Raw genomic sequence first — 24,502 nt, forward strand, 5'->3', positions numbered from 1 at the left:
AAGTCCGCTTCAAGAACGGGATCAGGCATGGTTTGAGCACCAGACCCATGCCTGATCGCGTTCTGGAAGCGGACCTTCGGAGCGTCCCCCCGCGTGCGGCACCGCGGACGAGAGTCAGCCCTCGTGTCAGAGGTCGAAGACCAGGAGGGTGCTCGACGCCGTCGCGACGACGGCGCCCGACGCGTCCCGCACCACGCCCTCGGTGAACCCGACGCGGGAGCCGGCCTTGACCACCGTGCCCTCAGCGGTGAGCGGGCCGCTGCCGCCGCGCACGGCCTTGACGTAGGTCACCTTGATCTCGACCGACGTGTAGCCCTTGCCCTGGGGCAGCACCGACTGCATGGCGCAGCCGCAGACCGTGTCCAGGAGCGTGCACATGACGCCGCCGTGCACGGTGCCGATCGGGTTGTAGCCCGACTCGTCCGGCGTGCAGACGAACGTGACACGGCCCTCTTCCACCACGTCGATGTCGAGGCCGAAGTGCCCGGCGATCGGCGGCGGCGGGATGAGGCCGTCCCGCATCCGGCCGAGGAACTCGACGCCCGACATCCGCGGCACCTGGGCCGCGATCTGCATCGGGTCGTACCAGGTCAGCTCCCGTGTGCGCGGCTCGCCCCAGGCCGTGGGCGCGCTCGCCGGGGCGTCGGACCGTTGTGTTTCGGACATGTGGGCAAGGGTAATGTCCGGCCCATGCAGGCAGCCGACCTCCCCCTGATCCGCACCGTCTCCCGGCCCGCCGTGCACCCGGACGGCACCTGGGCCATCGTGGCCGTGACTCGCCCCGACCTCGACGCCGACGCCGCAGTGGGTCAGCTCTGGCGGGTCCCGCTGGTCTCGACAGGCTCGACCAGCGAAACAGGCTCGACCAGCGAAACAGGCTCGACCAGCGAAACAGGCTCGACCGCCGATATCGGCGACGGATCCCACCGCCTCACCCGCGGGTTCCGGGACACGGAGCCGCGCTTCTCGCCCGACGGCGCCTTGGTCGCCTTCCTGCGCGCGGAGCCCCAGGCTGCCCCGCAGCTCTGGGCGCTGCCGGTCGGCGGCGGCGAGGCGGTGCAGGTGACGGACCGCAAGCTCGGCGTGACCGACTTCCGCTTCTCGCCCGACGGCAAGCGTCTCGCCTTCCTGAGCCGCGAGCCCCAGCCGGGCCGGTACGGCTCTGTCGAGGGCCTGGGGGCCGACGCCGAGGGGCCGCGCCGCATCACCGAGTGGAGCTGGACACGCAACGGCCTGGGCTACCACCGCGACCGCCCGCAGCACGTGTACCTCGTCGACGTGCCCGACGTCGAGGGCGAGCCCGTGGTCCAGCCCGCCCCGACGGCTCAGAGCGAGGCGGAGCCCCGCCGTACGGTGCCGGAGCCGCGGCGGCTGACCACGGACGACGTCGACCACAGCGGCATCGCCTTCACGCCCGACGGCCGCTCGATAGCCGTCCTCGCCGAGCGCGAGCAGGGTGCGGGCCAGGTGCCTCGCAGCATCCTGCGCGTGCTGCCGCTGGGCGCCGGCGCGGAGGGTGGCGGCTCGGAGGTCGAGCTCGGCACGCTCGGCCCGCAGGCGATCGCGTTCGGCGCGGGCGGTGAGCTGTACGTGCTCGCGCAGGACTACGGCCCCGAGGGCAAGGACTTCGTGGCCCGGAACGCCGCGCTGTACGTGCTGTCCGCGTGGGCCGACCCCGAGCCCCGCCGCCTCACCGACCCCGAGACGCAGGAGCTCGCCGGGGAGCCCCTCCCGCTGCCGGACGGCGGCGTGCTGCTCGTCCTCGCGAGCCGCGGCACCCAGCAGCTCGTCCGGATCACCGACGACGGCACCACAACCCAGCTGACCAGCGGCGACGTCGTCGTATCGGAGTACGGCGTCGGCGGCGGGACGATCGCCGTCGCGTACCGCGACGCGGGCAGCTACGGCGACCTGGGGGTCGTGGACGTGGTGGCCGACGCCGGGCTAGGCCGTCGGACGGACTTCTCCGCGCCGCTGCGCGCGGCCGGCGTCGTGACCCCGGCCGAGCTGACCGTCACCGGTCGCGACGGGTATCCCGTGCACGGGTGGGTTGCGGTGCCCGAGGGCCGGGGCCCTCACCCGACGCTGCTGATGATCCACGGCGGCCCGTACTCCTACTACGACGTGGGGCTGTTCGACGAGACGCAGGTGCTGGTCGACGCGGGGTACGCCGTCGTGTACTGCAACCCGCGCGGCTCCGCGAGCTACGGGCAGGCGCACGGCCGCACGATCCGGCAGGCCATGGGCACCGTCGACCTGCACGACGTGCTGGACTTCCTGGACGGGGCCGTGGCCGCGGACGGGCGCCTGGACGGGTCTCGCGTGGGCGTGCTGGGCGGATCGTACGGCGGGTACCTCACGGCGTGGACCATCGCGCACGACCACCGGTTCGCCGGCGCGATCGTGGAGCGCGGGTACCTCGACCCGGAGGTGTTCTCCGGGACCAGCGACATCGGCTCGTTCTTCAGCCAGGAGTACGTGGGCGGGACCCTGGAGCAGGTGGCCGCGCAGTCGCCGCAGGCCGTGGCCGGTCGGGTGACGACGCCCACGCTCGTGCTGCACTCCGAGCAGGACCTGCGCTGCCCCTTGTCCCAGGCGGAGCGCTACTACTCGACGCTCAAGCGGCACGGTGTGGAGACAGAGCTGGTGGTCTTCCCAGGAGAGAACCACGAGCTGTCCCGGTCCGGGCGGCCCCGGCACCGGCAGCAGCGCTTCGAGGTGATCCTCGACTGGTGGCAGCGGCACCTGCCGGTCGGATGAGAGCATCGACCCCGTGCAGATCATCACCTCCCCGCTCGCCCAGCTCGACGTCGCCATCGCCTATGGGGTCTGGAAGCTGCGCCAGGACGTGTTCGTCGTCGAGCAGGACTGCCCCTACGAGGACCTGGACGGGCGCGATCTCGAGCCCACCACCGTGCACGTGGTGATGCTCGGGGAGGCGGCGCCCGACTCCGTGTCCGACGGGGGGACCCGCGTGCTGGGCACCGCGCGTGTGCTCGACGACGGCGACGCCTGGCGCATCGGTCGTGTGGCCCTGGTCAAGGGGGCGCGGGGCAAGGGCCTGTCCGACGAGGTCATGCGCGCGGCGCTGAAGTACATCGGCGACGCGGGCGACGACCGCGACATCGTGCTGGACGCCCAGTCGCCACTGACGCGGTGGTACGGCAAGCACGGGTTCGTGACGGACGGGGACGAGTTCCTCGAGGACGGGATCCCGCACACCCCGATGCGCCGGTCAGTACGCGCCTCGGCCTGATACCACGGCCCGGGCGGTCTGGGCGAGGATGAGCAGGTCCAGGAAGGGCGTCCAGTTCTCGGCGTAGTAGACGTCGAGCCGGACCGACTCCTCCCAGGACAGGTCCGACCGGCCGGTGACCTGCCACAGGCCCGTCATGCCGGGCTTGACGAGCAGCCTGCGGCGCATGCGCTCCTCGTAGACCGCGACCTCGTGCGGGAGCGGCGGGCGCGGGCCGACGAGGCTCATGTGCCCGCAGAGGACGTTGAAGAGCTGGGGCAGCTCGTCGAGCGAGTACCGGCGCAGGACGCGCCCGACGCGGGTGACCCGCGGGTCGGCCCGCATCTTGAACAGCGGGCCGGCCGCCTCGTTGGCGGCGGCGAGGGTCGTGACGTCCCGGTCCGCGCCGACGTGCATGGTGCGGAACTTGACCATCGGGAATGCGTGCCCGCCCCGGCCGACCCGGTTCGACAGGTAGAACACCGGCCCCCGGCTGGTGACCGCCACGGCCAGCGTGATGGCCAGCAGGAGCGGCGAGACCAGCACCGTCAGCAGGGCTGTCAGACCCCAGTCCATGACCTGTTTCACGGAGAACTTGGGGCCCTCGAACCGCGGGGTGTCCACGTGCAGCAGGGACATGCCGGGGGCGGGGGACACGGTGATCCGCGGGACGGCGACGTCGGCCAGCTCGGCCGTGAGCATCAGGTCGACGCCGTACCGCTCGAGCTCCCAGCCCAGCCGCCGAACGTCGTCGGCGGTGATCTCGTGCGAGCTGCTCACCGCTACCGCGCCCGCCCCGATCTCGTGCGCGGTCCGGCCGACCTCGTCGAGGTCGCCCAGGACGGGGACGCCGCTCACCTCCTCGTCCGGCCGGATGCCGCCCGACGGCAGGCACACCCCGACCACGACGAACTCCCGTTCCGGCGCGCCGTTCAGCAGCCGGACCAGGCGGGCCGCCTGCGGGCGGTCGCCGATCGCCAGGACGGTGGTCATGCCGCCCTCGCCGCGGCGGCGCCGGCGCAGCAGGTCCTGGCGCCAGGCGTACCGCGACAGGACGAGGCCGACCATGCCGAGCGGGAAGGCGACCAGCAGCAGGCCCCTGGCCTCCGCAAACTGGGTGGCCCACGCCACCAGGATGACCACGCTGAACGACTTCCAGGTGGCGTCGAGGACCTTCTGGTACTCGGTCATGCCGCGGCCGAAGAAGCGCACGTCGTAGGCCCGGCTCGTGGCCAGCGCCGCGAGCCAGACCGCGGCAAGGAGCAGGGTGGCGGCGGCGTGCATCGGCAGCCCGAGCACGGAGCGCGGGGAGATGGCGTCGAACGCGGCCTGCATCCCGTACGCGGCGATCAGCGCGGTCCCGACCACCACGGCGTCGGTGAGCCGCACCCTCGCCCGGTGCTTGGCCTGCCATCCCGTCCGGGTGCGCGGTGTCACCACACGTGGTGATCGGCCGTCGTCTCCGGCAGGACTCTCTGCAGGGGCGACGTGGCGCGCGCCGAGGCTGTTGTCCGCCGGGAAACCATGCTGCGCGGGAAGTAGGAGGGCTGGCTCACTGTCAACCGAGTGCGTGGTCACGCTCGATCCCTCCGGTTCCTGCTGATGGGTTTCTCGACGAGTGCTGTCGGCGGCGCCTTGTCGAACGGGCGGTGCGGCTGGTCGCGGCTGAGGACAAAATACGGTGAACGAGCGGACAACATGGCGTGAATTGCTATAAGTCACCCGATAATGCTCAAACTTCACCTCTCGGGCGTTCGATATGTTGAGATAGGCGGATATTTCGCCCGGAGGTAAAGTCCACCCGGAAATCACCCGGTCCGAGATCTCCTGGTTGGTTCCCGCCTGGCACAGTTGGCGCTCATGACGACGGTTCTGCTCACGCACGCCTCAGCAGAGCTCTACGGCTCAGACCTCCAGCTCGTCGAGACCGCGGCGGGATGCGTGGATGCCGGTGCGGACGTCGTCGTCGTGCTGCCGGACGACGGCCCGCTCGCAGCGCGGATGCGACGTGTCGGGGCGCGGGTCGAGACCCTCGAGGTGCCCGTGCTGCGCAAGTCGCACCTGACGCCGCGGGGCACGGTCGCCCTGGGCGTCCGGATGCTGCGAGAGCTGGGCCCGACGGTGCGGCTGATCCGTCGCGTGCGTCCGGACTCCATGCTGGTGAACACGCTCACCATCCCGACGTGGCTGGCGGCCGCCCGGCTCGCCGGCGTCGCGCCTGTGTGTCACGTGCACGAGGCCGAGGCGGCCGTGCCGTGGGCCGTCCGGGTCGGCCTCGCGGCTCCGCTGCTGCTCGCGCGGGACGTCATCGCGAACTCGGCAACGGCGCGCGACGTCGTCGTGTCGGCCGTCCCGGTGCTGGGGCGCCGGACGCGTGTGATCTACAACGGTGTGCCAGGTCCTGCGGACACGGTCGACGACGTCGGCAACCGCGTTCTCGGCCCCACCCGCACTGGCGCCGTTCCCGGTGGCGGCGCCGTGCCGCTCCCGGCGGCCGACGGCGACACGGCTGCGGGTGCTCCGGCGCACGTGGTGCTCGTTGGCCGCCTGTCGCCGCGCAAGGGTACTGACGTGGCACTTGAAGCGGTGGCGTTGTTGCGCCGAGCCGGCCGGGACGTGCGGCTGGCGCTGTGCGGGTCGGCATTCGCCGGGTACGAGTGGTTCGAGCACCAGCTCCGGGAGCGGGCGGGCGAAACGGACCTGATCGGTGCGGTGCGGTTCGTGGGATACGCCGACCCGTGGGAGTGGTTTGCCCGGAGCGACGTCGTCGTGGTGCCGTCGCTGGTGGAACCGTTCGGGAACGTGGCGGTCCAGGCTCTGCTCGCCGGGCGGCCTGTGATCGCGAGCCGTACGCAAGGGCTCGCGGAGATCGTGCGGGACGGGGAGACGGGACTGCTCGCGCCGCCCGGCGACGCAGCAGCCCTCGCCGAGGCTGTCGCGGCGCTCCTTGACGACCGGGCGCGAGCGGCTGCGCTCGCGGAGGCGGGGCGGTTGGACGCGGAGGAGAGGTTCGGGGTGCAGCGGTACCGGGAGCAGATGGGCCGGCTCCTGGTGGTGCGGCGAGCTGTGGTCCGGACGGTGCTCAGGGAAGGGTGATTGGGTTAAAAATGGAAACAACCTGGAAATAACCGGGCAATATGCCCTCTGCGTACCCAACTGAACAATATGGGTGAACTGGGACTGTTGGGCTGTTCTGCACATCTTGGTCGATCTACGCTCCCGCCATGCCTCAGAGAATCCTGCAGATCGCGATGGTCGGGACACGCGGTGTTCCCGCACACTACGGAGGGTTCGAGACGGCGGTCGAGGAGATCGGGTCCAGGCTCGCGGCGCGCGGGCACCGGGTCCGGGTCTACTGCCGCCGCGGTCCTGTCGCGCGCGACGGCGCCCCACCGCTCACGCACCATCTCGGCATGGAGCTCGTCACGCTCCCCGCCCTGCGTCGCCGCAGCCTGGAGACGCTGAGCCACACCGCGCTCTCCGTCGGGCACCTGGCGGCGCGCCGCACCGACGTGGCATTCATGTTCAACGCGGCGAACGCGCCGCTGCTACCGGCGCTGCGCGCTGTGCGCATCCCGGTCGCCACGCACGTGGACGGGCTGGAATGGCGGCGCGCCAAGTGGGGCCCGACCGGCCGCAAGTACTACCGGGCCGCCGAGACGGTGGCCGTGGGGCTCTCTGACGCCCTCATTGCCGACGCGCCGGGCATCGCCGACTACTACCGCGACGAGTACGACGTCGACACCCGCCTCCTCAAGTACGGCGCGCCGGACCTGACCGGGGTCGGGAGCGAACGCCTCGCCGAGCTGCACCTGTCCCCAGGCGGCTACCACCTGGTCGTCGCCCGGTTCGAGCCGGAGAACCACGTCGACATGATCGTCGAGGGGTACGTGGCGAGCGGCGCGGTCCGCCCGCTCGTCGTCGTCGGCTCCGCGCCCTACGCGCACGAGTACACCGAGCGGATCGCGGCGCTCGCGGCGGATGACCCGAGGGTGCGTCTCCTGGGCGGCGTGTGGGACCAGGGACTGCTCGACCAGCTCTACGTCGGTGCCCTCACCTACGTGCACGGGCACTCGGTCGGCGGGACGAACCCGTCGCTGCTCCGCGCGATCGGGGGCGGTACGGCGACGATCGCGTACGACGTCACGTTCAACCGGGAGGTCATCGGGAGCGTGGGCCGGTACTTCCGGACCGCGGACGACGTCGGCCTGCGTTTCGCAGAGGCCGAGAGCGACCCTGCGGGCTTTGCCGACCTGGGCCAGGCCCTGGCCGAGCGCGCGGCCACGTACGACTGGGACGACGTCGCCGACGGATACGAACAGCTCGCGTTCGACCTCGTAGCACGCAGCACACCAGGTCCGAAGCCGTTCGCGCGGCGCAAGCACGCCCCGCAGTGGGCGACGGACGTCGACCAACCCGGCGGACCAGCCAGCGCCCGCGCCGGCGTTCCCGCCGAACGATCCTGAGGGGCCAGCCCTGATGAACACAGCCATCCGTGAGCCGTACGGCGAGGTACTCGCCCGACTCGGCACAGCGCAGAAGGGTGCCGCCCGCGGAGCCCCGGCATATTCCCGGTTCGTGAACCGCCGCATCGGCAGATACCTCGCGGCGGCCGCGTACCGGGCGGGACTCTCCCCGAATGCGGTCACGGGCGTGAGCGCGCTGTTCACGTTCAGCGGTATCGCGTTGCTGATCGCGCTGCCGCCCTCGTGGGGTCAGGGTGCGGCCGTCACCGTGCTGCTCGTCCTCGGCTATGCCTGGGACTCGGCCGACGGGCAGGTCGCGCGGCTGACCGGTCTTGGTAGCCCGGCGGGCGAATGGCTCGACCACGCCGTCGACGCGGTCAAGGTGGTGACCCTCCCGCTCGCGCTCGCGGTGGGCCTCGCGGTGCATGACACAGCGGCGCCCGCCTGGCTGCTCGTCCCTCTTGTCTCCGCGATCACCAGCAGCGTCCTGTTCTTCGCGATGATCTTGACCGAACAGCTCCGCCGGGCGCACGGCGTACAGTCGCAGGCACCGACCGGCGGCCGGTTCCCGTGGCTCCGGTCCGTCCTGGTGCTGCCGACCGACTACGGCGTCCTCTGCTGGACGTTCCTGCTGCTCGGTGCGCCGACGGCCTTCCTCTGGGTGTACGCGGCGATCACCGCCTGCACGACAGCGTTCCTGGGTCTGGCCCTGGTCAAGTGGTTCCGCGAGGTCCGCGACCTATGAACGTCGTGGGCTACGCACCGGGCGCCTGGGACTTGTTCCACGTGGGCCACCTGAACGTCCTGCGGCATGCCCGGGGCAGCTGCGACTACCTGGTGGCCGGGGTGGTCGACGATGAGATGCTTGAGCTCGCCAAGGGGCGCCGTCCGGTGATACCTGTGGTCGAGCGCGCGGAGATCGTGCGCCACGTCGTGTACGTGGACGAGGTGTTCGTCGAGACGCAGCCCGACAAGGTCGAGACATGGCGCCGGCGGCCCTTCGACGTGTTCTTCAAGGGCGACGACTGGAAGGGCACGGCCAAGGGGCGTGACCTTGAGCGCAGGTTTGCCGACGTCGGGGTGGAGGTCGTCTACTTTCCGTACACGGTGCATACGTCCAGCACGGTCCTACGGCGCGCGCTCGAGCTGCTCGAGGGCGATGTGACCGGCAGGAGCGAGGTGCTGTGAGCGTGGTGCTGCCCGCGGGGTACCACGACGTCGTTCTCGTCGTCGTCAACTACGGCTCGTCCCGCCTGCTCGCGACGAACCTGCCTCGGACCACCGGTAGGAGCGGTGTGCGCGTGGTCGTCGTCGACAGCTTCAGCGGCGCGGGGGAGCGTGCGGCCGTGACCCGCCTGGCCGCCGCCCACGGGTGGGAGCTCCTGGCACCCGATACGAACGTCGGGTTCGGCGGCGGCTCCAACCTCGGCGCCGCGCGCGCGGTGGCGGTCGGAGCCCGGGTGCTGGTCTTCCTCAATCCCGACGCGTGGACGGACCCGGCCGGGCTCGCGGCGCTCGCCGCGGCGGCGCGGTCGCAGGACCGGGTGCTCGTTGCGCCGCGGATCCACCGGCCAGACGGCAGCGTGTACTCACGCGGCCTGACCTACCTGCACCGCGCGGACGGCACCATGAGGGGCCGCCGCACGTCGCCCGACGACGTGCCGTGGCTCAGCGGGGCGTGTCTGGCGGTCGGGGCCCGGCTCTGGGAAGAGCTCGGCGGGTTCGACGAGGACTACTTCCTCTACTGGGAGGACGTCGACCTGTCGTGGCGGGCGGTGGCGCTCGGGGCGCGGCTCGAGGTGGTCGACGGCGCCCACGTGGTGCACGACGAGGGCGGCACCCAGGAGTCCCGGGGTCGCGCCAAGAGCGAGACGTACTACCGGTACGACATCCGCAACCGGATGGTGTTCGCCCGCAAGAACCTGGGCCCGGCCGACGTGCGCCGGTGGCGGCGCGCCCTGCCCCGGGCCGCCCGGGCGGTGGCGCTGCGGGGCGGGCGCAGACAGTTCGTGCAGGGCATCGGGCCGTGGCGCGGCGTCGCCCGGGGCATGGTGGAGGCGCTCGGCGTCCGATGAGCTCGGGCGCCGTGGGCGTCATCTCATGCGCTCTCTCCGAGCCTTCGGCGCACCCACAGCGCGTTGGGGACCACCTGGCACAGCAGCACCGAGACCGACGTCGCCCATACCGGGCCGGCCGCGCCGAGGTACGGGATCGACCACCATGCCAGGCCCAGGTTCAGGGGCACCATCAGCACGATCGGCAGCACCTGGGCGCGCAGGCCCGCGGCGTCGGTCATGTACATGCCGACCGGGTACTTGGCGGCCTGGACGACCACGAACACCACGAACGCCGCGACGAGCGGGAGGCCGAGACCGAACTCGCCGTCGGTCACCAGCGGGACCAGGAACGGGAGCAGCACCGCCAGCAGCAGGGCCAGCACGATTCCCGCCGCGACGAAGACCAGCGAGGCCCGGAACGGCGAGGCTTTGACCGACCGGCTGCGGGCCTGCGCGAAGTGCGGCCAGAGGGCGAGGCCTGCCGTCGCCACGGCGGCGAGCACGACGCCGAAGAGCTGGGCGGCGAGGTTGTACCGCGCCAGCTCGACGGGCGTGCCCTGGTGGCTCAGCAAGATCCGGCCGGTCTGCATGGCGATCGGCAGGGAGATCATCTGCACCAGCATCGGCCAGGCGACGTCGAAGACCCGCACCCCGGCCACCGACCGCACCCGCGGGACGTCCCGGAGCGCCGCGCCGACCTGCGGGCGGACCAGGCGAGCGCCGGTGACCAGGAGCACCACGGCCACGATCGCCGCTGCCGCATAGGACGCGACGGCCAGCAGGGACCCTGAACCGTTACCCACCTCGAGGACGATGAGCACGCCGGCCATGACGAGCGGTGCGGTAAGCCCGGTGAGCGCGGTCTGCAGCGGGTTGCGGCCGAGCCCCACCAGGATCCGGGAGCCGACACCCCACGGCAGCGCCAGGCCGAGAATCATGACGCACACCGTGGCGGTGACCGCGCCGCCCTCCAGCAGGCCCGGACCCAGGACCACGGGCCACCAGCCGAGCACGCCCAGGAGGACGCCGATCGCCGCGATCGTGAGGCCGGAGCAGACCAGGACCCGGAAGGCGCTGGTCAGCGTCCTGCGGACGTCGGGATCCGTGCTCGCCCGGTCCGACGACGCCAGCACGTTCACCACCACGGCGGCCATCCCCAGGTCCGCGAACGGGATCAGGGCGGGCAAGGACGCCAGGAGTCCGTACTGGGCGTACTGCGCGACGCCGAACTGCTCGATGATCAGGCGCGCGGTCACCATCCCGAGCAAGCCGGAGAGGCCGGTCACCATCACCTGGACCACCGCGCTGCTCCCGACGGAGCGCCAGGGCGCGCCCGTCCGGGCCCTGGTCACGCGCGCACCCCGGACCCGGCCCGGGACAGCGCCGCACGATAGACGGCCAGGTGCGCCGCTCCGGCGCCGGTCCACTCGCGTGCGCCGAGGTCCGGTGCGGCTGTACGTGGCTCACGCGCGGCGGACAGCGCCGCGAGGAGCGCGTCGCGCGTCAGGTCACCGGCGAAGGTGTGGATCCAGCCCGGGCCGACCTCCGCGGCAAGGTCGGCGTTGACCGGCGTGTCCGGGACCAGGACGGGCCGGTCGAGCGACAGCGCGGCCAGCACGGTCCCCGAGTTGTGCATGAACCGGTACGGGAGCACGACCAGCTCCGCGGCCGTCACGGTTGCGACGAGCTCGTCGTCGGACAGGAAGCCGAACCGCAGGGTGACCCGCGGGTCGCCGTCCGCCAGCGTGGTGATGGTGGCCGCAAGCTCGTGGGTCGACGCCGCCCCCGCGATCCCCAGTGTGACCGAGCCGTCGGCGACTGACCGGAACGCCTCGACAAGCCCCTCGACCCCCTTGTACCGGCGGACGAGGCCGACGTACTGGAGCCGGCCGGGGAGCATCGTCGAGCGGGGACCGGTGTACCAGTCGCGGTAGTGCCCGTGCGGGATGGTGGTCGCCGGTCCGGGGGACTCCGTGCGGTCGTTCAGCAGGATCCGATGCGTGGTCAGCCGGTCGAACCAGCGCAGCAGCGCGCGCTGGAGCCGGCCGGCGTCGGCCGGGAGCTCGACGTTGTGCACCGTGCGGACCATCGGCGTGCGGGTGACGGTGAGGCGAACGAGCAGGAGCGCCGCGAGCACCCAGCGGCCGAGCACACCGGCCCGTCGCCCGCCGCCCAGGCCGATGACTGTCTCCGGCCAGTGCAGGTGTACCAGGGAGTACCGGCCGAACAGGGCGGCTCGGTAGGAGAACGTGACGACCTCGACGCCCGGAGTCCGGCGCAACGCCGCGGTGAGCATGGTGATGTACGGGTTGGTGGTGCTGCTTGGTTCGCGGTTCGACGTCAGGACCCGGACGGTGCTCATACGGAGCTCCCGGAGGGCGCGACGGCGCCGGCGGCGGTGCGGTAGAGGCCTTCCACGACGTCGGGCAGCCGGGACGCAGACCATCGGCCGGACGGCGTGCCCGGTGCGGTGGCGGCCTCCGCGAGGCGGGCCGCGAGCTGGCCGACGACATCGCCCGCCAGCTCTGCGGGGCGCGCGTTGGCTCCGGCGAGGAGCGGTACTCCGCCGAGCGGCAGGCAGACCACCGGGCGCCCGAGCGCGCTCGCTTCGGCCGCCACCCAGCCGGCCTGGTCGTGCATCGAGGGGAACAGCATCGCATCGCACCCGGCGATCGCGTCGAGGACCTCGGCCCGCGGCCGGTGCCCGTGGAAGACGACGCGGCCGGCGACAGCGCGTCGCTCGGCGAGCCGCCCGAGCGCCGGGCGCTCGTACCCCTCGCCGTAGACGTGCAGCTCCCAGCCGGGGGTACGGGCGAGCGCCTCGATCGCGAGGCGGCAGCCCTTCCAGGCCAGGAGCCTGCCCACGAAGACGGCCCGGCGGGGCCGTTCCGCCGACTCGGGCCGAGTCGGCCGGGCCCGACCGGGCAGGTCGTCGTCGAGCGCGGCGTTCGATTCCACGACGACGTGGCGAGCCCGGCGGAACCGCCGCGCCACCGACTCGTTCTGCACGACGACGACGGCAGCGCGCCGGGCGGCGGCGTCGCCCCACAGCGCCCGCAGCGGCGCGGTGAGCACCCCGCGGAGGAGCTCGGTGATCGTGCCGCGGACCCCCAGCCACCGGGAGAGCCGGAAGGGCACGGTGCTCGCCCCGCCGACCGGCCCCCAGACGACGGGGAGGTCACGGACCCGGGCCAGCCCGCAGGGCAGCCAGTCGTTCGCGAACGTCACGTGGTGGCCGACGTCGAACGGCGTGGCGCGGTGCAGCTCGGCGGCCCGGCGTGCCAGTGCGCGCTGCCAGAGCACGTAGTACCAGTACACGTCGCTGCCGCGGCGCTTGCGGGCGAGCACCCGCTCGGACAGATCGAGGTATTCGACGGTCAGGTTCCGGGCGAGGTCCGGGTCGCGCTCGAGCTCGGCGGCGACGGCCGGGGCGAACCGGTGCCGGGTGATCACATGCACCCGGTGGGACCTGGCCGCCGCGCGGGCGAACGCCCAGCCGGCGGCAGCCTCCGGCTCGTCGCCGGGCCCGCAGGCATAGGCGCTGACCAGGACACGCGGGTGAACCTGCTGCACGAGTCTCGACTCTCCGGAGGGTCAGGGGGCGGGCCACGCTACGGTAACTGCCGGATCAGTCGTCGTGGTGCCGGGAAAGGGGTGATTGTGGTGCGCACTGCAGGGACGGAGCGGTTGGTCGTCGCCGTGCTCACCTACCGTCGCCCGGGGCGGATCGCTGCACTGGTCCCGGTGCTCGTAGAGCAGGCTGCCGCCCTGACCCGCCGGTTCGAGGGGGTCGCGGCGAGCGTGCTGGTGGTCGACAACGACGCGGCCGGCACGGGCGTCGCCGCGGTGGCGGAGGCGGCGCAGGCCACCGTCGTGCCCGTGACCGCAGTGATCGAGCCCGAGCCGGGCATCTCGGCCGCGCGCAACCGTGCGTTGCGCGCCTCGGGTGACCAGGACCTGCTCGTGTTCGTGGACGACGACGAGCTGCCGCACACCGACTGGCTCCATGCCCTGTACACGACGTACCGCTCGACGGGGGCGGCTGCCGTCGCAGGGCCGGTGGTGTCCCGGTACGACGTCGAGCCCGACCCGTGGGTCATCGCGGGCGGGTTCTACGACCGCGGCCATCGCCTAGGACTGCACAGCGGGGACACGGTGCCGAGCGCCGCGACGAACAACCTTCTGCTCGACCTGCGCGTGGTGCGGCGGGCCGGCCTGGCGTTCGACCCGGCCCTCGGCCTCTCCGGCGGCGAGGACACGCACTTCACCAGCTCGCTGACCGCCGCGGGCGGGCGCATCGTCTGGTGCGCCGAGGCCGTCGTGTCCGACGTAGTGCCCGCCGACCGGCTCACCCGTTCCTACCTCCTGGCGCGTACTGCCGGGCTCGCAAGCTCCACGGTGGGCGCGGCGCTGCTGCTTGCGCCCGGCCGCGGACGGCGGACCGCCCTGCGGGCGCGAGTCCTGTGCGCCGGGCTGGCCCGGGGTGCGCTCGGGGCGTTGCAGGTCGCGAGGGCGGCGCTGCAGGGCGACGTCGCAGGGAATGCGCGTGGTCGGCGATCCCTCGCCAGGTCGCGAGGGGAGCTGCGCGCCGCCTCCGGGAGGGTGCTGCTGCCGTACGCCCGGTCCGGGTGAACTCGGGCGGAACACCGGCCCGTCGGCATGGCGCACGGTTACGCTCCGGGTTCATGCCTGCATCCCCGCGCATCAGCCGTCGTCTGCTTCTTGTTGCCCTCGGCGCGCTCGTCCTGGTGGCCGTCGTCGCCGCGGCGGTGTTGTCGCTGCGGCCGGACGGCGGGCCTGCGGCCGGTGCGACGGGCTCGGCGAGCCCGGCTGCGTCGTCGGGTGCGGATGGCGGGGCCGACGGCGAGGACGGGCCGGGCACCGAGCCGTCCAACGGCGGCGGGACCGACGCCGAGCCGGAGCCCGGGGCGGACGAGGGCGCGGCCCCCGAGCCGCGGGAGACGCTGGACCCCGCGCCGTTCGGTGCCGTCGCGACACCCGAGCCCGGCGTGACCGTGACCGTGCCGTCCGTCGAGGAGGTGACCGGGGAGGCGAACGTCCCGGGCGAGGTGGGCGGCCCGGCGCTGCGGTTCACCGTCGAGCTCACGAACGGCACCGGCGAGGTGCTGGACCTGCGGACGGTGGTCGTGAACGCCTACTACGGACCCGACCGCACACCGGCCACGCCGCTGCTCAAGCCGGGCGGCCGGGCGTTCGAGTCGGAGGTCGGCGCCGACGACGCGGCCCGCGGGGTGTTCGTCTTCAGCGTCCCGCCCGAGTCCCAGGACCGGGTCGAGCTCGAGATCGACCCGGGGGTCGGCGCGGCGATAGTCGTGTTCACCGGAGCCTGAGCCCGGAGATCACCCCTGAGTTCACCCCGGTTTGACTGTGCCGGCTGCCGTGTCCGCTATTAGCGTATTGGGTGATCAGTCCTACAGGTCCATATCGTCCGGCAGCTGTGCGGTCCGGCGGGTCCATGTCTCCCCAGTGAGGTTCTCGTGTCCCATCGCAGCCTGCCCGGCCGGAGAGTCTCTGCCGTCCTCGCGAGCATCACGCTCGTCGTCACGTCGCTCGTGACCACGCCGTCGGCGTCCGCCACCGAGGTCGCCCAGGTGGCCGCGGAGGTCGTGGAGCCGGCGTCCGACCCGGTCTCCGTGTCCGCCGACGCTCTGCCGACCGTGCAGGTCGACGGCATCGTGTGGAAGCAGGTCATCGTCGGCGACACCGTGTACGTGGGCGGCGAGTTCGCGAACGCCCGGCCCGCCGGTGCCGCGCCCGGCACGAACCTGGTGCCGCGCACGAACCTGCTCGCCTACGACCTGGCGACGGGCGTGCTGGACACCTCGTTCAACCACACGCTCAACGGCAACGTCACCGACCTGGCCGCTTCCCCGGACGGGACGCGGCTCTACGCGGTCGGCAGCTTCACCACGGTCGACGGCGTCACCCGCAGCCGCATCGCCGCGTTCAACCTGCCGAGCGGCACGCTGAACACGTCGTTCGCCCCGAACATGAACGGCAACACGAAGTCCGTCGCGGCCACGAACACGACGGTCTACGCGGGCGGGTACTTCTCCGCCGTCAACGGCCACACGCGCTACCGGGTGGCGGCCATCAACGCCGCGAACGGCGTCCTGCGCCCCGGGTTCGTCCCGGTTGTCGACGACCGCCAGGTGCAGTCGATAGTCGTGGCCCCGGACGAGCAGTCGGTGGTGATCTCGGGGACGTTCACCTCGGTCAACTCCGACACCGCCAACTCCTACGGCATCGCGTGGCTCGACGCCGCCACGGGCGCCAACCGCACGCTGCCCGTCAACTCGCGGGTGCGCAACGCCGGCGACAACTCCAGCGTCTTGCGCGTGGCGACCACCGGCGACGCCTGGTACGGCGTCGGCTGGCACTACGGCAGGGGCGGCACCACCGAAGGCACGTTCAAGGTCAGCTGGACCGACGGCACGCTGATCTGGATCGAGGACTGCCACGGCGACACGTACGACGTGGCCCCGCTGGGCGACGTCGTCTACACCGCGAGCCACAAGCACTACTGCGGCAACAGCGGCGGGTTCCCGCAGACGGACCCCTGGACCTTCTACCACTCGACCGCCTGGACCGACGAGGTCCGGGGCACCAACACCAAGGACATCTACGGCTACCCCGACCACCCGGGCACACCGCGTCCGGAACCGCTGACCTGGTACCCCCAGACCGATGTCGGGACGTACTCCGGGAAGAGCCAGGCCGTCTGGACGGTCACCGGCAACGCGGACTACGTGCTGTACGGCGGCGAGTTCCCGAAGGTGAACGGCGTCGCGCAGCAGGGCCTGGTCCGGTACACGAAGCGCACTGCAGCGCCGAACGCCTCCGGCCCGGTGCCCTCCGGCGCGGACCTCAACCCACCGGTGGTCTCGGTGTCGGCGGGCACCGTCCGGGTCGGCCTGAACACCACCTGGGACCGTGACGACGAGGCCCTCACCTACCGGGTCTACCGCGACTCCGACTCGGCTGCGCCGATCTTCGAGGAGACGATCTCCACCAAGTTCTGGCAGCCGGAGACACGGACCGTCCGGGACACCGGCCTCGTCCCCGGCTCGAGCCACCGATACCGCCTGACCGTCACGGACCCGTGGGGCAACGTGAAGCGATCGGAGTGGATCGACGTCACGGTGTCCGACGCCCCCCGCAGCGACTACGCCGACACCGTCGTCCAGGACGGGGCCACCCACCTGTGGCGCCTCGGCGAGCCCGCCGGCTCGACCACGACTTACGACTGGGCGGGCGCAGGCGACATGACGGTGCCGACGAGCGTTCAGCTCGGTACCACCGGTGCGATCGCGGATGACCCGAACACCGCGGTGACGTTCCAGAACACCTCGTCGAGCAGGCTCGTCTCGCCGGCCCGGGTCGCCGGCCCGGACACCTTCTCGATCGAGACGTGGGTCAAGGGCACCGGAACCGGCAGGATCGTCGGCTTCGCCAACAGCAACAGCGCCACGGGCACGTCCAGCTCCTACGACAGGCACCTTTACATCGACTCCGGTGGTCGGATCACCTTCGGTGTGTACCCCGGGCAGGTCCGCACGCTCCGGTCTCCGGCACCCGTCAACGACGGCGCCTGGCACCACGTGGTCGGCACGCTCGGAGCCGGCGGCATGCAGCTGTTCGTCGACGGCGTCCAGGTCGGCACCCGGACCGACACCACCAGCGGGCAGTCCTACAGCGGCTACTGGCGGATCGGCGCCGACACCCTGAGCAGCTGGCCCAACCGCCCGCTCCTGAGTGACCGGTTCGCGGGCTCGATCGACGATGTCGCGATCTATCCGACGGCGCTGTCCACGGCCACCGTCCTCGACCACTACACGGTGGCCGCCAACGGCCGCCCGAACCGTCCGCCCGTCGCGGCGGCGTCGGCGAGCATCAACGGCTTCGACCTGACGGTGGACGGCACCGGGTCCTCCGACCCGGACGGCCCGATCTCGTCCTGGCACTGGAACTTCGGCGACGGCGCGACGGGCTCCGGCCCGGAGGCGACGCACACCTACGCCGAGCCCGGCACGTACACCGTGACCCTCACGGTGACCGACCCCGACGGCGCGACCGACCAGGACACGCTGCAGGTCGAGGCCACGGCTCCCGCGGAGTTCGCCACCGACGGCTTCGGTCGCAACGTGGCCGGCAGCTGGGGCACTGCCCCGGTGGGCGGCGCCTGGACACTCTCCGGCACGGCGTCGAGCTTCTCGGTCGCCGGCGGTGAGGGCCTCATGGCGCTTCCCACGGCCGGGACGAACCGGAAGGCCCAGCTGCAGGGCGTCTCCGCCGAGGACGTCGAGATCAGGAGTGTGCTCTCTCTCGAGGAGATCTCCGACGGCGGCGGCACGTTCGTCTCCCTCGCGGGGCGCACGAGCGGCTTCTCCAGCGAGTACCGGGCCAAGGTCTGGGTCAAGTCGACCGGTGCGGTCCAGCTTCAGCTCAACGCCCTGCAGTCCGGGGAGACGACGCTGGCCGCCGCGAACATCACCGGCCTGAGCGTCGGGGCCGGTGAGCGGCTCGCGGTCCGGATGCAGGTAACGGGCTCGTCGCCGACGACGATCCGGGCGAAGGTATGGGCCGCCGGGACCGCCGAGCCGGCCGCCTGGCAGCTCACGACGACCAGCTCGACCCCCGAGCTGCAGGACGCCGGAGCCGTCGGCTACGCGGTGAGCAACGCGGGCAGCGTCACGACCGGCGCGAACGTGGTCAGGCTGGACGACTTCTGGGCGGGGCCGCTCGCACCGTGACGTCCACCCGGGTCGTGCCGGTCCCAGTCCTCCCGTCCCGTGAGGGACAGGGGGGCTGGGCCGTCGTCACGACCGGGCTGGCGGTGCTCTGCGTCGTCCTCACGGGCATGCGCTGGGACCTCTCCTTCGGCCTGACGGCGGGACTCGCCCTCGCCCTGGTGCTCCTGCCGCTGTGGGCGCCCTGGGTGCACAGCTCGCGATGGGTCACCTGGATAGCCGTCCTGGCGGGGGTCGGGGCCGCATGGAGCGTCTGGCTCACGGTCTGGCACAGCAGCTCGCGGACCGTCTTCACCGTCGGCCTCCTGGAGTCGGTCTTCCTCGTGCTGGGGCTGGCGTGCGGGATCGGCGCCGCGATCTGGGCGCGCAGCCGCACCTCGGTGTGGGCGGTGGGGGCCGCGTTCGGCGTCGGGCTGCTGCTCGGCGTCAACCCGTCCGGTGAGATGTTCGCCGAGAACCCCTGGCGGTTCGGGTTCTCGCTACCGGTCACCGTCATCGTCCTCGCCGTCGCGGCGCGGTGGCGCAGCAGGTGGGTCGACGTCATCGCCGTGCTCGCGCTCGCCGGTGGCTCCGTCGTCAGCGGCGGGCGCTCCACGACCGCGATCCTTCTCATGGTCGCGCTGCTCGTGCTGTGGCAGGCGTGGGGGAAGCCGGCGTCGTCCGGGCTCGCGGCCCTGCGGACGGTGATCCTGTTCGGGACGCTCGCGTTCGGCACGTACTTCGCGCTCCAGGCCGCGATCCTGGATGGTGCGCTCGGCGAGAGTGCACAGGACCGTACAGAGCTCCAGCTGGCGACGTCGGGCACCCTGATCACCGGCGGGCGGCCGGAGATCGGGGCGACCGTCGCACTGATGGGCTCCTCCCCGGGAGGGTTCGGTGGCGGGACCGTCCCGTCCATGGCAGATGTCCTCGTGGCCAAGTCCGGCATGGCCGCCCTCGGGTACGAGCCGAACAACGGATACGTGGAGAACTACCTGTTCGGCAGCGGGTTCGAGCTGCACTCCGTGATCGGCGACCTGTGGGCCTGGTGCGGCATCCCGGGACTCGCTCTGGCCGTCGTGCTGCTGGCGTTCTTCGTCGCCCGCACCGCGGTCCTCACCACGGGACGAGCCGCTTCCGCGCTGCTCCTGTTCCTCGGGGTGAAGTCGGTCTGGAACCTGTTGTTCGCTCCGCTGGAGAGCGCGTTGACCGTCTTCATCCTTGCCGTGGCGCTGATGGCGCCCCTGGTTCGGCAAGTGCGGCAGGCAGCGCCGTGACCGGCCCGGCGGTGCGTGAGGTCTGGATCGATGCGGGCCGTGGGATCGCGGTCCTCCTAGTGGTGCTGTACCACGCGGCGCGCTGGTTCGGCGTGGCCGAGTGGGAGCAGGTCAACGACTACGTGTCCTCCGTGCGCATGCCGTTCTTCTTCATGATCTCGGGCATGCTCGCGTACCGCATCGGCGTGGCCGGCCTGGCCGGGACGACCTGGCGGACGCTGTGGGACCGGCGGCTGCGCCTCTACCTGTGGGTGTTCGTGATCTGGGAGGTCATCGGCACCGCGTGCTACCTGATCGGGTTCGCCCTGCGCGGGAGTCCGCTCGGGTTCGGCCCGATGCTCCGCGACCTGCTGCTGGCTCCGGTCCGCCCTCAGTTCGAGCTGTGGTTCATCTGGGCGCTCGCGCTCTTCTGCGTCACCGCACGGCTGCTGCGGTCCCTTGACTGGCGATGGCACCTCATGGTCGCAGTGGTCCCGTCGGTGATCGCGCTCACGGACGGCTTCGACCTCGGCAACGTCGGGTGGAACGGTGCGCTCAAGTACTACGCGTTCTTCGTGTGCGGCATGCACCTGCGCGAGCCGCTGCTCCGGTTCGCACGGACGCCCTGGCAGGCGAGGGCGTCGCTGTCGCTCGTATGGGCGCTCCTGGCCGCGGCCGTCGAGGTGTCCGGGCTCCGGTCCGTCGTCGGCGTGTACTTCGTCCTGTGCGTCGTCGGGATCCTCGCCGGCGTCGCACTCGGTACCTTCCTTGCCCGGAGCGCCGTCCTGGCGCGGATCGGGTCGACGACGCTGCCCGTCTACCTCGGTCACACCCCGGTGATCATCTTGGGGTCGTCCCTGGTGGTCGCCCTCACCGGATCGGCGGCCCCGCCGGGCATGCCCGGACTCCTTCTGGTGCCGGCGGCCGCGGCGGCCGCGATCGGGCTGTCGTGGCTCACGCACAGGTGGACCGCGTCGGGCCCGCTGCGCTACCTCTACGCCATCCCGGACCGGCTCGGCTGGAAGCAGGAGCGGCCGGGTGCCGAGGCGATGACACTGCACGACAAACCGGGCGTACCAGACGCTTAGGCCTTTGCGCTGCCCTGGAGCGCGAGGCTCGTACCGAGGCCGACCATGGCGGCCCCGCCGGTGACGCTCAGGGCGCCCCCAGCGCGATGACCTCACGCGAGAACAGCCACGCGTCCGCCTCCAGGCGGGAGTCCTGCAGCGGCAGCGACGCGCGGACGGCGCCGGGGTCGAGCGGCCTGCGCATCGCCTCGGCGACGACCGGGGCGAGCAGCTCGCCCACGGAACCCGCCGGGATGACGCCGTGCCCGTAACGCCGGAGCCAGTCCGCGATGCCGGTCTCGTCGGTCGTCACGACCGTGCAGCCGTGCGCGAGGCCCTCGACGATCGGGAGCCCGACCTGCTCACGCCAGGCCCCCTGCCGGCGGGACGGGAGCACCACGACGGATGCGCGGCGCAGCTCCGCGTGCACGACGTCGCGCGGCGGGTCCGCGATGACGCGGATCCGGCCGTCGGCTCGAGCCGCCGCGCGGGCCTCGTCGAGCAGCGCGCCACGGCCGACCACGGTGAGGACGGCGTAGGGCATCCGGTTCCGGACCTGGGCCCACGCGGCGAGGACCGAGTCGAACCCCTTGCGCACCGACAGGTCGCCCAGGAACAGCAGGCGACCCGGCACCTTCGTGCCGTCGAGCAGGCACTCGCACACGGCCGGCAGCGCCTCGACCGTGGTCCAGCGCGGCCCGCGCCGCTCGGCGATGCCGAAGACCGTGCCGTAGAGCTGCCGTGCGGTCTCCGTGCCGAACGCGACCCGGTCGACGCGCCGCCAGACCCAGCGGGCGAGGACCAGGTCCAGGTACCTGCCCAGCCGAGGCCACAAGGCGGTCGGCCTGGGCAGCGTGCGGGGGTCGAGGTTGCCGATCGCGTAGGTGACGATCCTGGTCCGACGCCGCCGCACCAGGTCGCTCACGAGCAGCGCGGCCAGGACGACGGCGGACCGCCGGACGCAGTCGATGGCTGCGGGCTCGTTGATCTCGACGATCTCGTACCCGCGGCGGGCGACGAGCCACGCGCAGCGCAGGTCTCCCGCCTGCTCGGGGCGGACCTGCTCCGCCAGGTCCTCGTCGAAGTCGTACCGGTTCTCCTGGTACAGGATGTCGGCCGGGGCCAGCGCGAGGGCACGTTCGAGATGAGCGGTGCGGAGCGTCTTGTAGACACGCCCGTCGCGCGTCCTGCCGTCAGCCGGCGCGCTCATCGGCCGTCCCGAGGTCGGGGACGACGGCGGTCCCGGGATGTTGGACGGGACTCGGCCGCGACCCGGGTCCCGGGATGCCGCCGGGACCGGGAACGACGCCGGGTCCGGTGCTCCCGGGGCCGGGCACGATGCTGGCTCCGGGGGACTTGTCCGGGTCCAGGACGACGGCGGGACCCGGACGGGGCGCGGTTGCCGGCGCGATGCCCGGACCGGGGATGCCGCCGGTGCCGGGACCGGTCGCGCCGCCCGGAGCCGGGACGATGCTGATCGAGCCGGTGAGCGACGGCAGGTCCAGCGTCTCGTTGCGGCGCACGCCCGGCAGCACGCGGGGCCATCGGCGTCGTGTCGAGCTGTAGCCGTAGTAGGTACCGCCCGGGCCGGACCGGGGCGCGAACGCCAGGATGAAGCCGAGCACCCGGGCCTCGACCCCGGCGAGCGCCCGCAGCGCCTGGCTGAGCTGCGGCCGTCGTACTCGGCGGGCGCCGACCACGACGACCACGCCGTCGGCCATCGTGGAGAAGACCGCCGCGTCGGAGACGGGGAGCAGTGGCGGTGCGTCGATGACGACGACGTCGTAGGTGGAGCGCGCGGCGGCGATCAGGTCCCGCGTGGCGTCCGAGGCGATGAGCTGGTGCGGGTTCGGCGGGATCGGGCCGAGCGGGAGGACGTCGAGCGGACCAGGGCCGTACCGCTGGACCAGGTCGGTCATGGCGGCGCGTCCGACCAGGACCGTGGTGAGCCCGGCGGCGTCCTCCAGCCCCAGCGTGGGCGCGATCGACGGGCGCCGCATGTCGCCGTCGATCAGCAGGACGCGGCTGCCGCTCTCGGCGAAGGTCGACGCGAGGTTGATCGCCGTCGTCGACTTGCCCTCGCCGGGCACGCTCGAGGTCACGACGAGAACCCTGGCGGGCGTGGTCGCGTCGACGTACGACAGGTTGGTCTGGACGCGTCGGTAGGCCTCGGCCCGAGTGCTGAGCGGGTCGTGGGTCGCCGGTACCCGGGCGACCTTGCGCTTGACCAGCGGGATCGAGCCGAGCAGCGCGGTGCCCTCCGACACCGTCTCCAGGTCCCGCGCCGAGCGGACCCTGGTGTCGAGGACCGCCCACAGCAGCACGAACGCGACGCTGATCGCGAGGCCGCCGGCCCCGCCGGCGGCCGTCAGCAGGCGTGTCCTGGGGGCGGACGGGAACTGGGGGGTCTCCGCCGGGGAGACGACCGTGACCTCGATGCTCTGCTCGCCCGTCGGGGCGGCCGGAGAAAGGTCCACGACGGTGGTCGAGAGCTGCTGCGCGACGGCGTCGGCGATCTGCGCGGCGGTCTCCGGAATGCCGTGGTCGACCTTGATCTCGATGATCGAGGTGTTCAGCGGGGAGTCGGCGGAGACGATGGTGGCGAGGTAGCGGCCGGTGACGTCCGGGCCGAGGTCCCGGGCCACGGGGTCGAGCACGACCGGCATGTCCGTGAGCGCGGCGTACGACTCGATCAGGTTCTTCACGTAGGTGGAACCCTGCAGCAGGTCGCTGGTGGACTCACCCGTGTTGAGCGACACGTAGACCTTGGCGGTCGCGGTGTAGGTCGGCGGCGTCGACGAGGCCCAGGCGAAGGCGGCGAGTGCCCCGACCAGCGCGGAGCAGACGATCACCACCCAGCGCCGTCGCAGCACGTTCGCGTATTCGACGAGTTCCACGTCCTGCCTCCCTGTTTCCGTATGGCCTGTGGTCCGGATGCCCCGGCGGTCGGTGCGTCCCCTCGTCGGTCCGGCTCAGGGCCGGCCGAGCTGCGAGGAGTGCCGCGGCTGGGCCAGCTGTGCGCCGGTGCGTGGGCTCGGCGCGCTCAGGAGCCAGGGCTGCCTGCCTGTGCCGAGCACGCCGCAGACGGTGTCGGTGGCCGACCAGATCCGCTCGAACACGCGCCGGAAGGCCATCTCGCCGCGCCCGTAGGGGTCCTCGATGTCGAGGTCGCGGTTCCACGCCGAGTGGTTCAGGCGTTCCAGGCTCACTAGCTCGGGGACCCGAACCCACCGGGTCGCGTCGTCGGTCGCCGAGCGCGGGCCGGGCGACGTGCTCAGGACGTGGGCGAGCTCGAGCAGGGTGAACGTCCGCCGGACGGCCTCCGGCACGGCCCGCACCACCGCCGAACGCTGCGCGCGCGTCATCGTGATGATCACGGCGGCCGTGCGGATCATCTCCGGAGTGAGCTGGCGCGCGGTGAACTGGCTGCTGTCGAGCCCACGGGACTTCAGCAGATCGCCCATGTGGGGTGCGATCGGCTCGTGCGCCCTTGCGCGCACGCCGGCGCTGCTGATCTGGACGGTGCCGTCCGTCCGAGCCAGGAGCAGGCGTGCCAGGACGGGGGAACGACAGATGTTCCCCGTACATACCGCAAGGATGGTGGTGGCCATGGTGTGTCAAGCATGCCGTGGCCTTATGTCCTGGTAGTAGCCGATCAGCGTAGTTTCACC

Annotated in this window: 20 protein-coding genes; 12 read left to right on the top strand and 8 right to left on the bottom strand. The window is 72.2% G+C overall.

Annotation, left to right across the window (positions count from 1 at the left end):
* Positions 1-126: 126 nt before the first annotated feature.
* The gene (locus tag IE250_RS11050; RefSeq protein WP_189669348.1) at positions 127-666 is read right to left on the bottom strand and encodes a PaaI family thioesterase; all 540 of its coding nucleotides are present in this window, start codon (positions 664-666) and stop codon (positions 127-129) included.
* A 24-nt stretch (positions 667-690) separates the two neighbouring features.
* On the opposite strand from IE250_RS11050, the gene IE250_RS11055 reads away from it, so the two are divergent.
* Together IE250_RS11055 and IE250_RS11060 are read left to right on the top strand one after the other, a co-directional pair.
* The gene (locus tag IE250_RS11055) at positions 691-2,760 is read left to right on the top strand and encodes a S9 family peptidase (protein WP_189669349.1); all 2,070 of its coding nucleotides are present in this window, start codon (positions 691-693) and stop codon (positions 2,758-2,760) included.
* A 13-nt stretch (positions 2,761-2,773) separates the two neighbouring features.
* Positions 2,774-3,256, top strand: coding sequence for a GNAT family N-acetyltransferase (locus tag IE250_RS11060; RefSeq protein ID WP_189669350.1), 483 nt, complete (start codon positions 2,774-2,776; stop codon positions 3,254-3,256).
* On the opposite strand, the gene IE250_RS11065 is transcribed toward IE250_RS11060, so the two are convergent.
* The gene (locus IE250_RS11065) at positions 3,236-4,672 is read right to left on the bottom strand and encodes a sugar transferase (RefSeq protein WP_229872353.1); all 1,437 of its coding nucleotides are present in this window, start codon (positions 4,670-4,672) and stop codon (positions 3,236-3,238) included. The two genes, IE250_RS11060 and IE250_RS11065, sit on opposite strands and share 21 nt — an antisense overlap.
* Positions 4,673-5,095: 423 nt before the next feature.
* Between IE250_RS11065 and IE250_RS11070 the strand changes: the two genes are divergently transcribed.
* From IE250_RS11070 to IE250_RS11090, 5 genes are all read left to right on the top strand, one after another.
* Positions 5,096-6,331, top strand: coding sequence for a glycosyltransferase family 4 protein (locus tag IE250_RS11070; protein WP_189669351.1), 1,236 nt, complete (start codon positions 5,096-5,098; stop codon positions 6,329-6,331).
* Positions 6,332-6,459: 128 nt separating this feature from the next.
* Positions 6,460-7,701, top strand: coding sequence for a DUF1972 domain-containing protein (locus IE250_RS11075; RefSeq protein WP_189669352.1), 1,242 nt, complete (start codon positions 6,460-6,462; stop codon positions 7,699-7,701).
* 13 nt (positions 7,702-7,714) lie between these two features.
* Positions 7,715-8,446 carry a CDP-alcohol phosphatidyltransferase family protein gene (locus tag IE250_RS11080; RefSeq protein ID WP_189669353.1) on the top strand — a complete coding sequence of 244 codons (732 nt, stop codon included), beginning with the start codon at positions 7,715-7,717 and terminating at the stop codon, positions 8,444-8,446.
* The gene (locus tag IE250_RS11085; protein ID WP_189669354.1) at positions 8,443-8,889 is read left to right on the top strand and encodes an FAD synthase family protein; all 447 of its coding nucleotides are present in this window, start codon (positions 8,443-8,445) and stop codon (positions 8,887-8,889) included. Before IE250_RS11080 ends, IE250_RS11085 begins: the two co-directional genes overlap by 4 nt.
* On the top strand, positions 8,886-9,776 hold the full coding sequence (locus tag IE250_RS11090; protein WP_229872354.1) for a glycosyltransferase: 891 nt from the start codon (positions 8,886-8,888) through the stop codon (positions 9,774-9,776). Before IE250_RS11085 ends, IE250_RS11090 begins: the two co-directional genes overlap by 4 nt.
* Positions 9,777-9,799: 23 nt before the next feature.
* Here the strand turns inward: IE250_RS11090 and IE250_RS11095 are convergent, their stop codons facing one another.
* Genes IE250_RS11095 through IE250_RS24510 form a run of 3 tightly spaced genes read right to left on the bottom strand, consistent with a single transcriptional unit; the run spans position 9,800 to position 13,331 of the window.
* A complete protein-coding gene (locus IE250_RS11095; RefSeq protein WP_189669355.1) occupies positions 9,800-11,110 on the bottom strand; it encodes a lipopolysaccharide biosynthesis protein in 1,311 nt (436 codons plus the stop codon).
* Complete coding sequence (locus tag IE250_RS24505) at positions 11,107-12,120, bottom strand: glycosyltransferase (RefSeq protein ID WP_373301663.1); 1,014 nt, start codon at positions 12,118-12,120, stop codon at positions 11,107-11,109. The genes IE250_RS11095 and IE250_RS24505 overlap by 4 nt, the downstream gene beginning before the upstream one ends.
* Complete coding sequence (locus tag IE250_RS24510; protein WP_229872414.1) at positions 12,117-13,331, bottom strand: glycosyltransferase family 4 protein; 1,215 nt, start codon at positions 13,329-13,331, stop codon at positions 12,117-12,119. The genes IE250_RS24505 and IE250_RS24510 overlap by 4 nt, the downstream gene beginning before the upstream one ends.
* Before the next feature lie 90 nt (positions 13,332-13,421).
* Here IE250_RS24510 and IE250_RS11105 point away from each other — a divergent pair, with 90 nt between their 5' ends.
* The 5 genes from IE250_RS11105 to IE250_RS11125 all read left to right on the top strand — a co-directional run bounded on the left by IE250_RS11105 (position 13,422) and on the right by IE250_RS11125 (position 20,852).
* Entirely contained in the window at positions 13,422-14,390 is a 969-nt protein-coding gene (locus IE250_RS11105) for a glycosyltransferase family 2 protein (RefSeq protein ID WP_229872356.1), read from the top strand.
* A gap of 53 nt (positions 14,391-14,443) precedes the next feature.
* Positions 14,444-15,109, top strand: a complete 666-nt coding sequence (locus tag IE250_RS11110; protein WP_189669356.1) for a hypothetical protein — start codon at positions 14,444-14,446, stop codon at positions 15,107-15,109.
* Positions 15,110-15,256: 147 nt separating this feature from the next.
* Complete coding sequence (locus tag IE250_RS11115; RefSeq protein WP_189669357.1) at positions 15,257-18,532, top strand: LamG-like jellyroll fold domain-containing protein; 3,276 nt, start codon at positions 15,257-15,259, stop codon at positions 18,530-18,532.
* Positions 18,529-19,785 carry a hypothetical protein gene (locus IE250_RS11120; protein WP_189669358.1) on the top strand — a complete coding sequence of 419 codons (1,257 nt, stop codon included), beginning with the start codon at positions 18,529-18,531 and terminating at the stop codon, positions 19,783-19,785. The genes IE250_RS11115 and IE250_RS11120 overlap by 4 nt, the downstream gene beginning before the upstream one ends.
* Positions 19,782-20,852: an acyltransferase family protein gene (locus IE250_RS11125; RefSeq protein ID WP_189669359.1), complete on the top strand. Its 1,071-nt coding sequence runs from the start codon at positions 19,782-19,784 to the stop codon at positions 20,850-20,852. The genes IE250_RS11120 and IE250_RS11125 overlap by 4 nt, the downstream gene beginning before the upstream one ends.
* Before the next feature lie 67 nt (positions 20,853-20,919).
* Here IE250_RS11125 and IE250_RS11130 read toward each other — a convergent pair whose 3' ends face one another.
* The 3 genes from IE250_RS11130 to IE250_RS11140 all read right to left on the bottom strand — a co-directional run bounded on the left by IE250_RS11130 (position 20,920) and on the right by IE250_RS11140 (position 24,442).
* The gene (locus IE250_RS11130; RefSeq protein WP_189669360.1) at positions 20,920-22,041 is read right to left on the bottom strand and encodes a glycosyltransferase family 4 protein; all 1,122 of its coding nucleotides are present in this window, start codon (positions 22,039-22,041) and stop codon (positions 20,920-20,922) included.
* A complete protein-coding gene (locus IE250_RS11135) occupies positions 22,025-23,728 on the bottom strand; it encodes a tyrosine-protein kinase domain-containing protein (protein ID WP_189669361.1) in 1,704 nt (567 codons plus the stop codon). The genes IE250_RS11130 and IE250_RS11135 overlap by 17 nt, the downstream gene beginning before the upstream one ends.
* 75 nt (positions 23,729-23,803) lie before the next feature.
* Positions 23,804-24,442: an arsenate reductase/protein-tyrosine-phosphatase family protein gene (locus tag IE250_RS11140; RefSeq protein WP_189669362.1), complete on the bottom strand. Its 639-nt coding sequence runs from the start codon at positions 24,440-24,442 to the stop codon at positions 23,804-23,806.
* Positions 24,443-24,502: the final 60 nt, after the last annotated feature.

It is taken from the genome of Promicromonospora soli, assembly GCF_014653785.1.
Lineage (GTDB): Bacteria > Actinomycetota > Actinomycetes > Actinomycetales > Cellulomonadaceae > Promicromonospora > Promicromonospora soli.

Excerpts from the sequence above, each read along its gene's own strand:
- IE250_RS11050 (WP_189669348.1), bottom strand. The coding sequence starts at position 666 with ATGTCCGAAACACAACGGTCCGACGCCCCGGCGAGCGCGCCCACGGCC.
- IE250_RS11055 (WP_189669349.1), top strand. The coding sequence starts at position 691 with ATGCAGGCAGCCGACCTCCCCCTGATCCGCACCGTCTCCCGGCCCGCC.
- IE250_RS11070 (WP_189669351.1), top strand. The coding sequence starts at position 5,096 with ATGACGACGGTTCTGCTCACGCACGCCTCAGCAGAGCTCTACGGCTCA.
- IE250_RS11075 (WP_189669352.1), top strand. The coding sequence starts at position 6,460 with ATGCCTCAGAGAATCCTGCAGATCGCGATGGTCGGGACACGCGGTGTT.
- IE250_RS11080 (WP_189669353.1), top strand. The coding sequence starts at position 7,715 with ATGAACACAGCCATCCGTGAGCCGTACGGCGAGGTACTCGCCCGACTC.
- IE250_RS11085 (WP_189669354.1), top strand. The coding sequence starts at position 8,443 with ATGAACGTCGTGGGCTACGCACCGGGCGCCTGGGACTTGTTCCACGTG.
- IE250_RS24505 (WP_373301663.1), bottom strand. The coding sequence starts at position 12,120 with ATGAGCACCGTCCGGGTCCTGACGTCGAACCGCGAACCAAGCAGCACC.
- IE250_RS11110 (WP_189669356.1), top strand. The coding sequence starts at position 14,444 with ATGCCTGCATCCCCGCGCATCAGCCGTCGTCTGCTTCTTGTTGCCCTC.
- IE250_RS11130 (WP_189669360.1), bottom strand. The coding sequence starts at position 22,041 with ATGAGCGCGCCGGCTGACGGCAGGACGCGCGACGGGCGTGTCTACAAG.
- IE250_RS11140 (WP_189669362.1), bottom strand. The coding sequence starts at position 24,442 with ATGGCCACCACCATCCTTGCGGTATGTACGGGGAACATCTGTCGTTCC.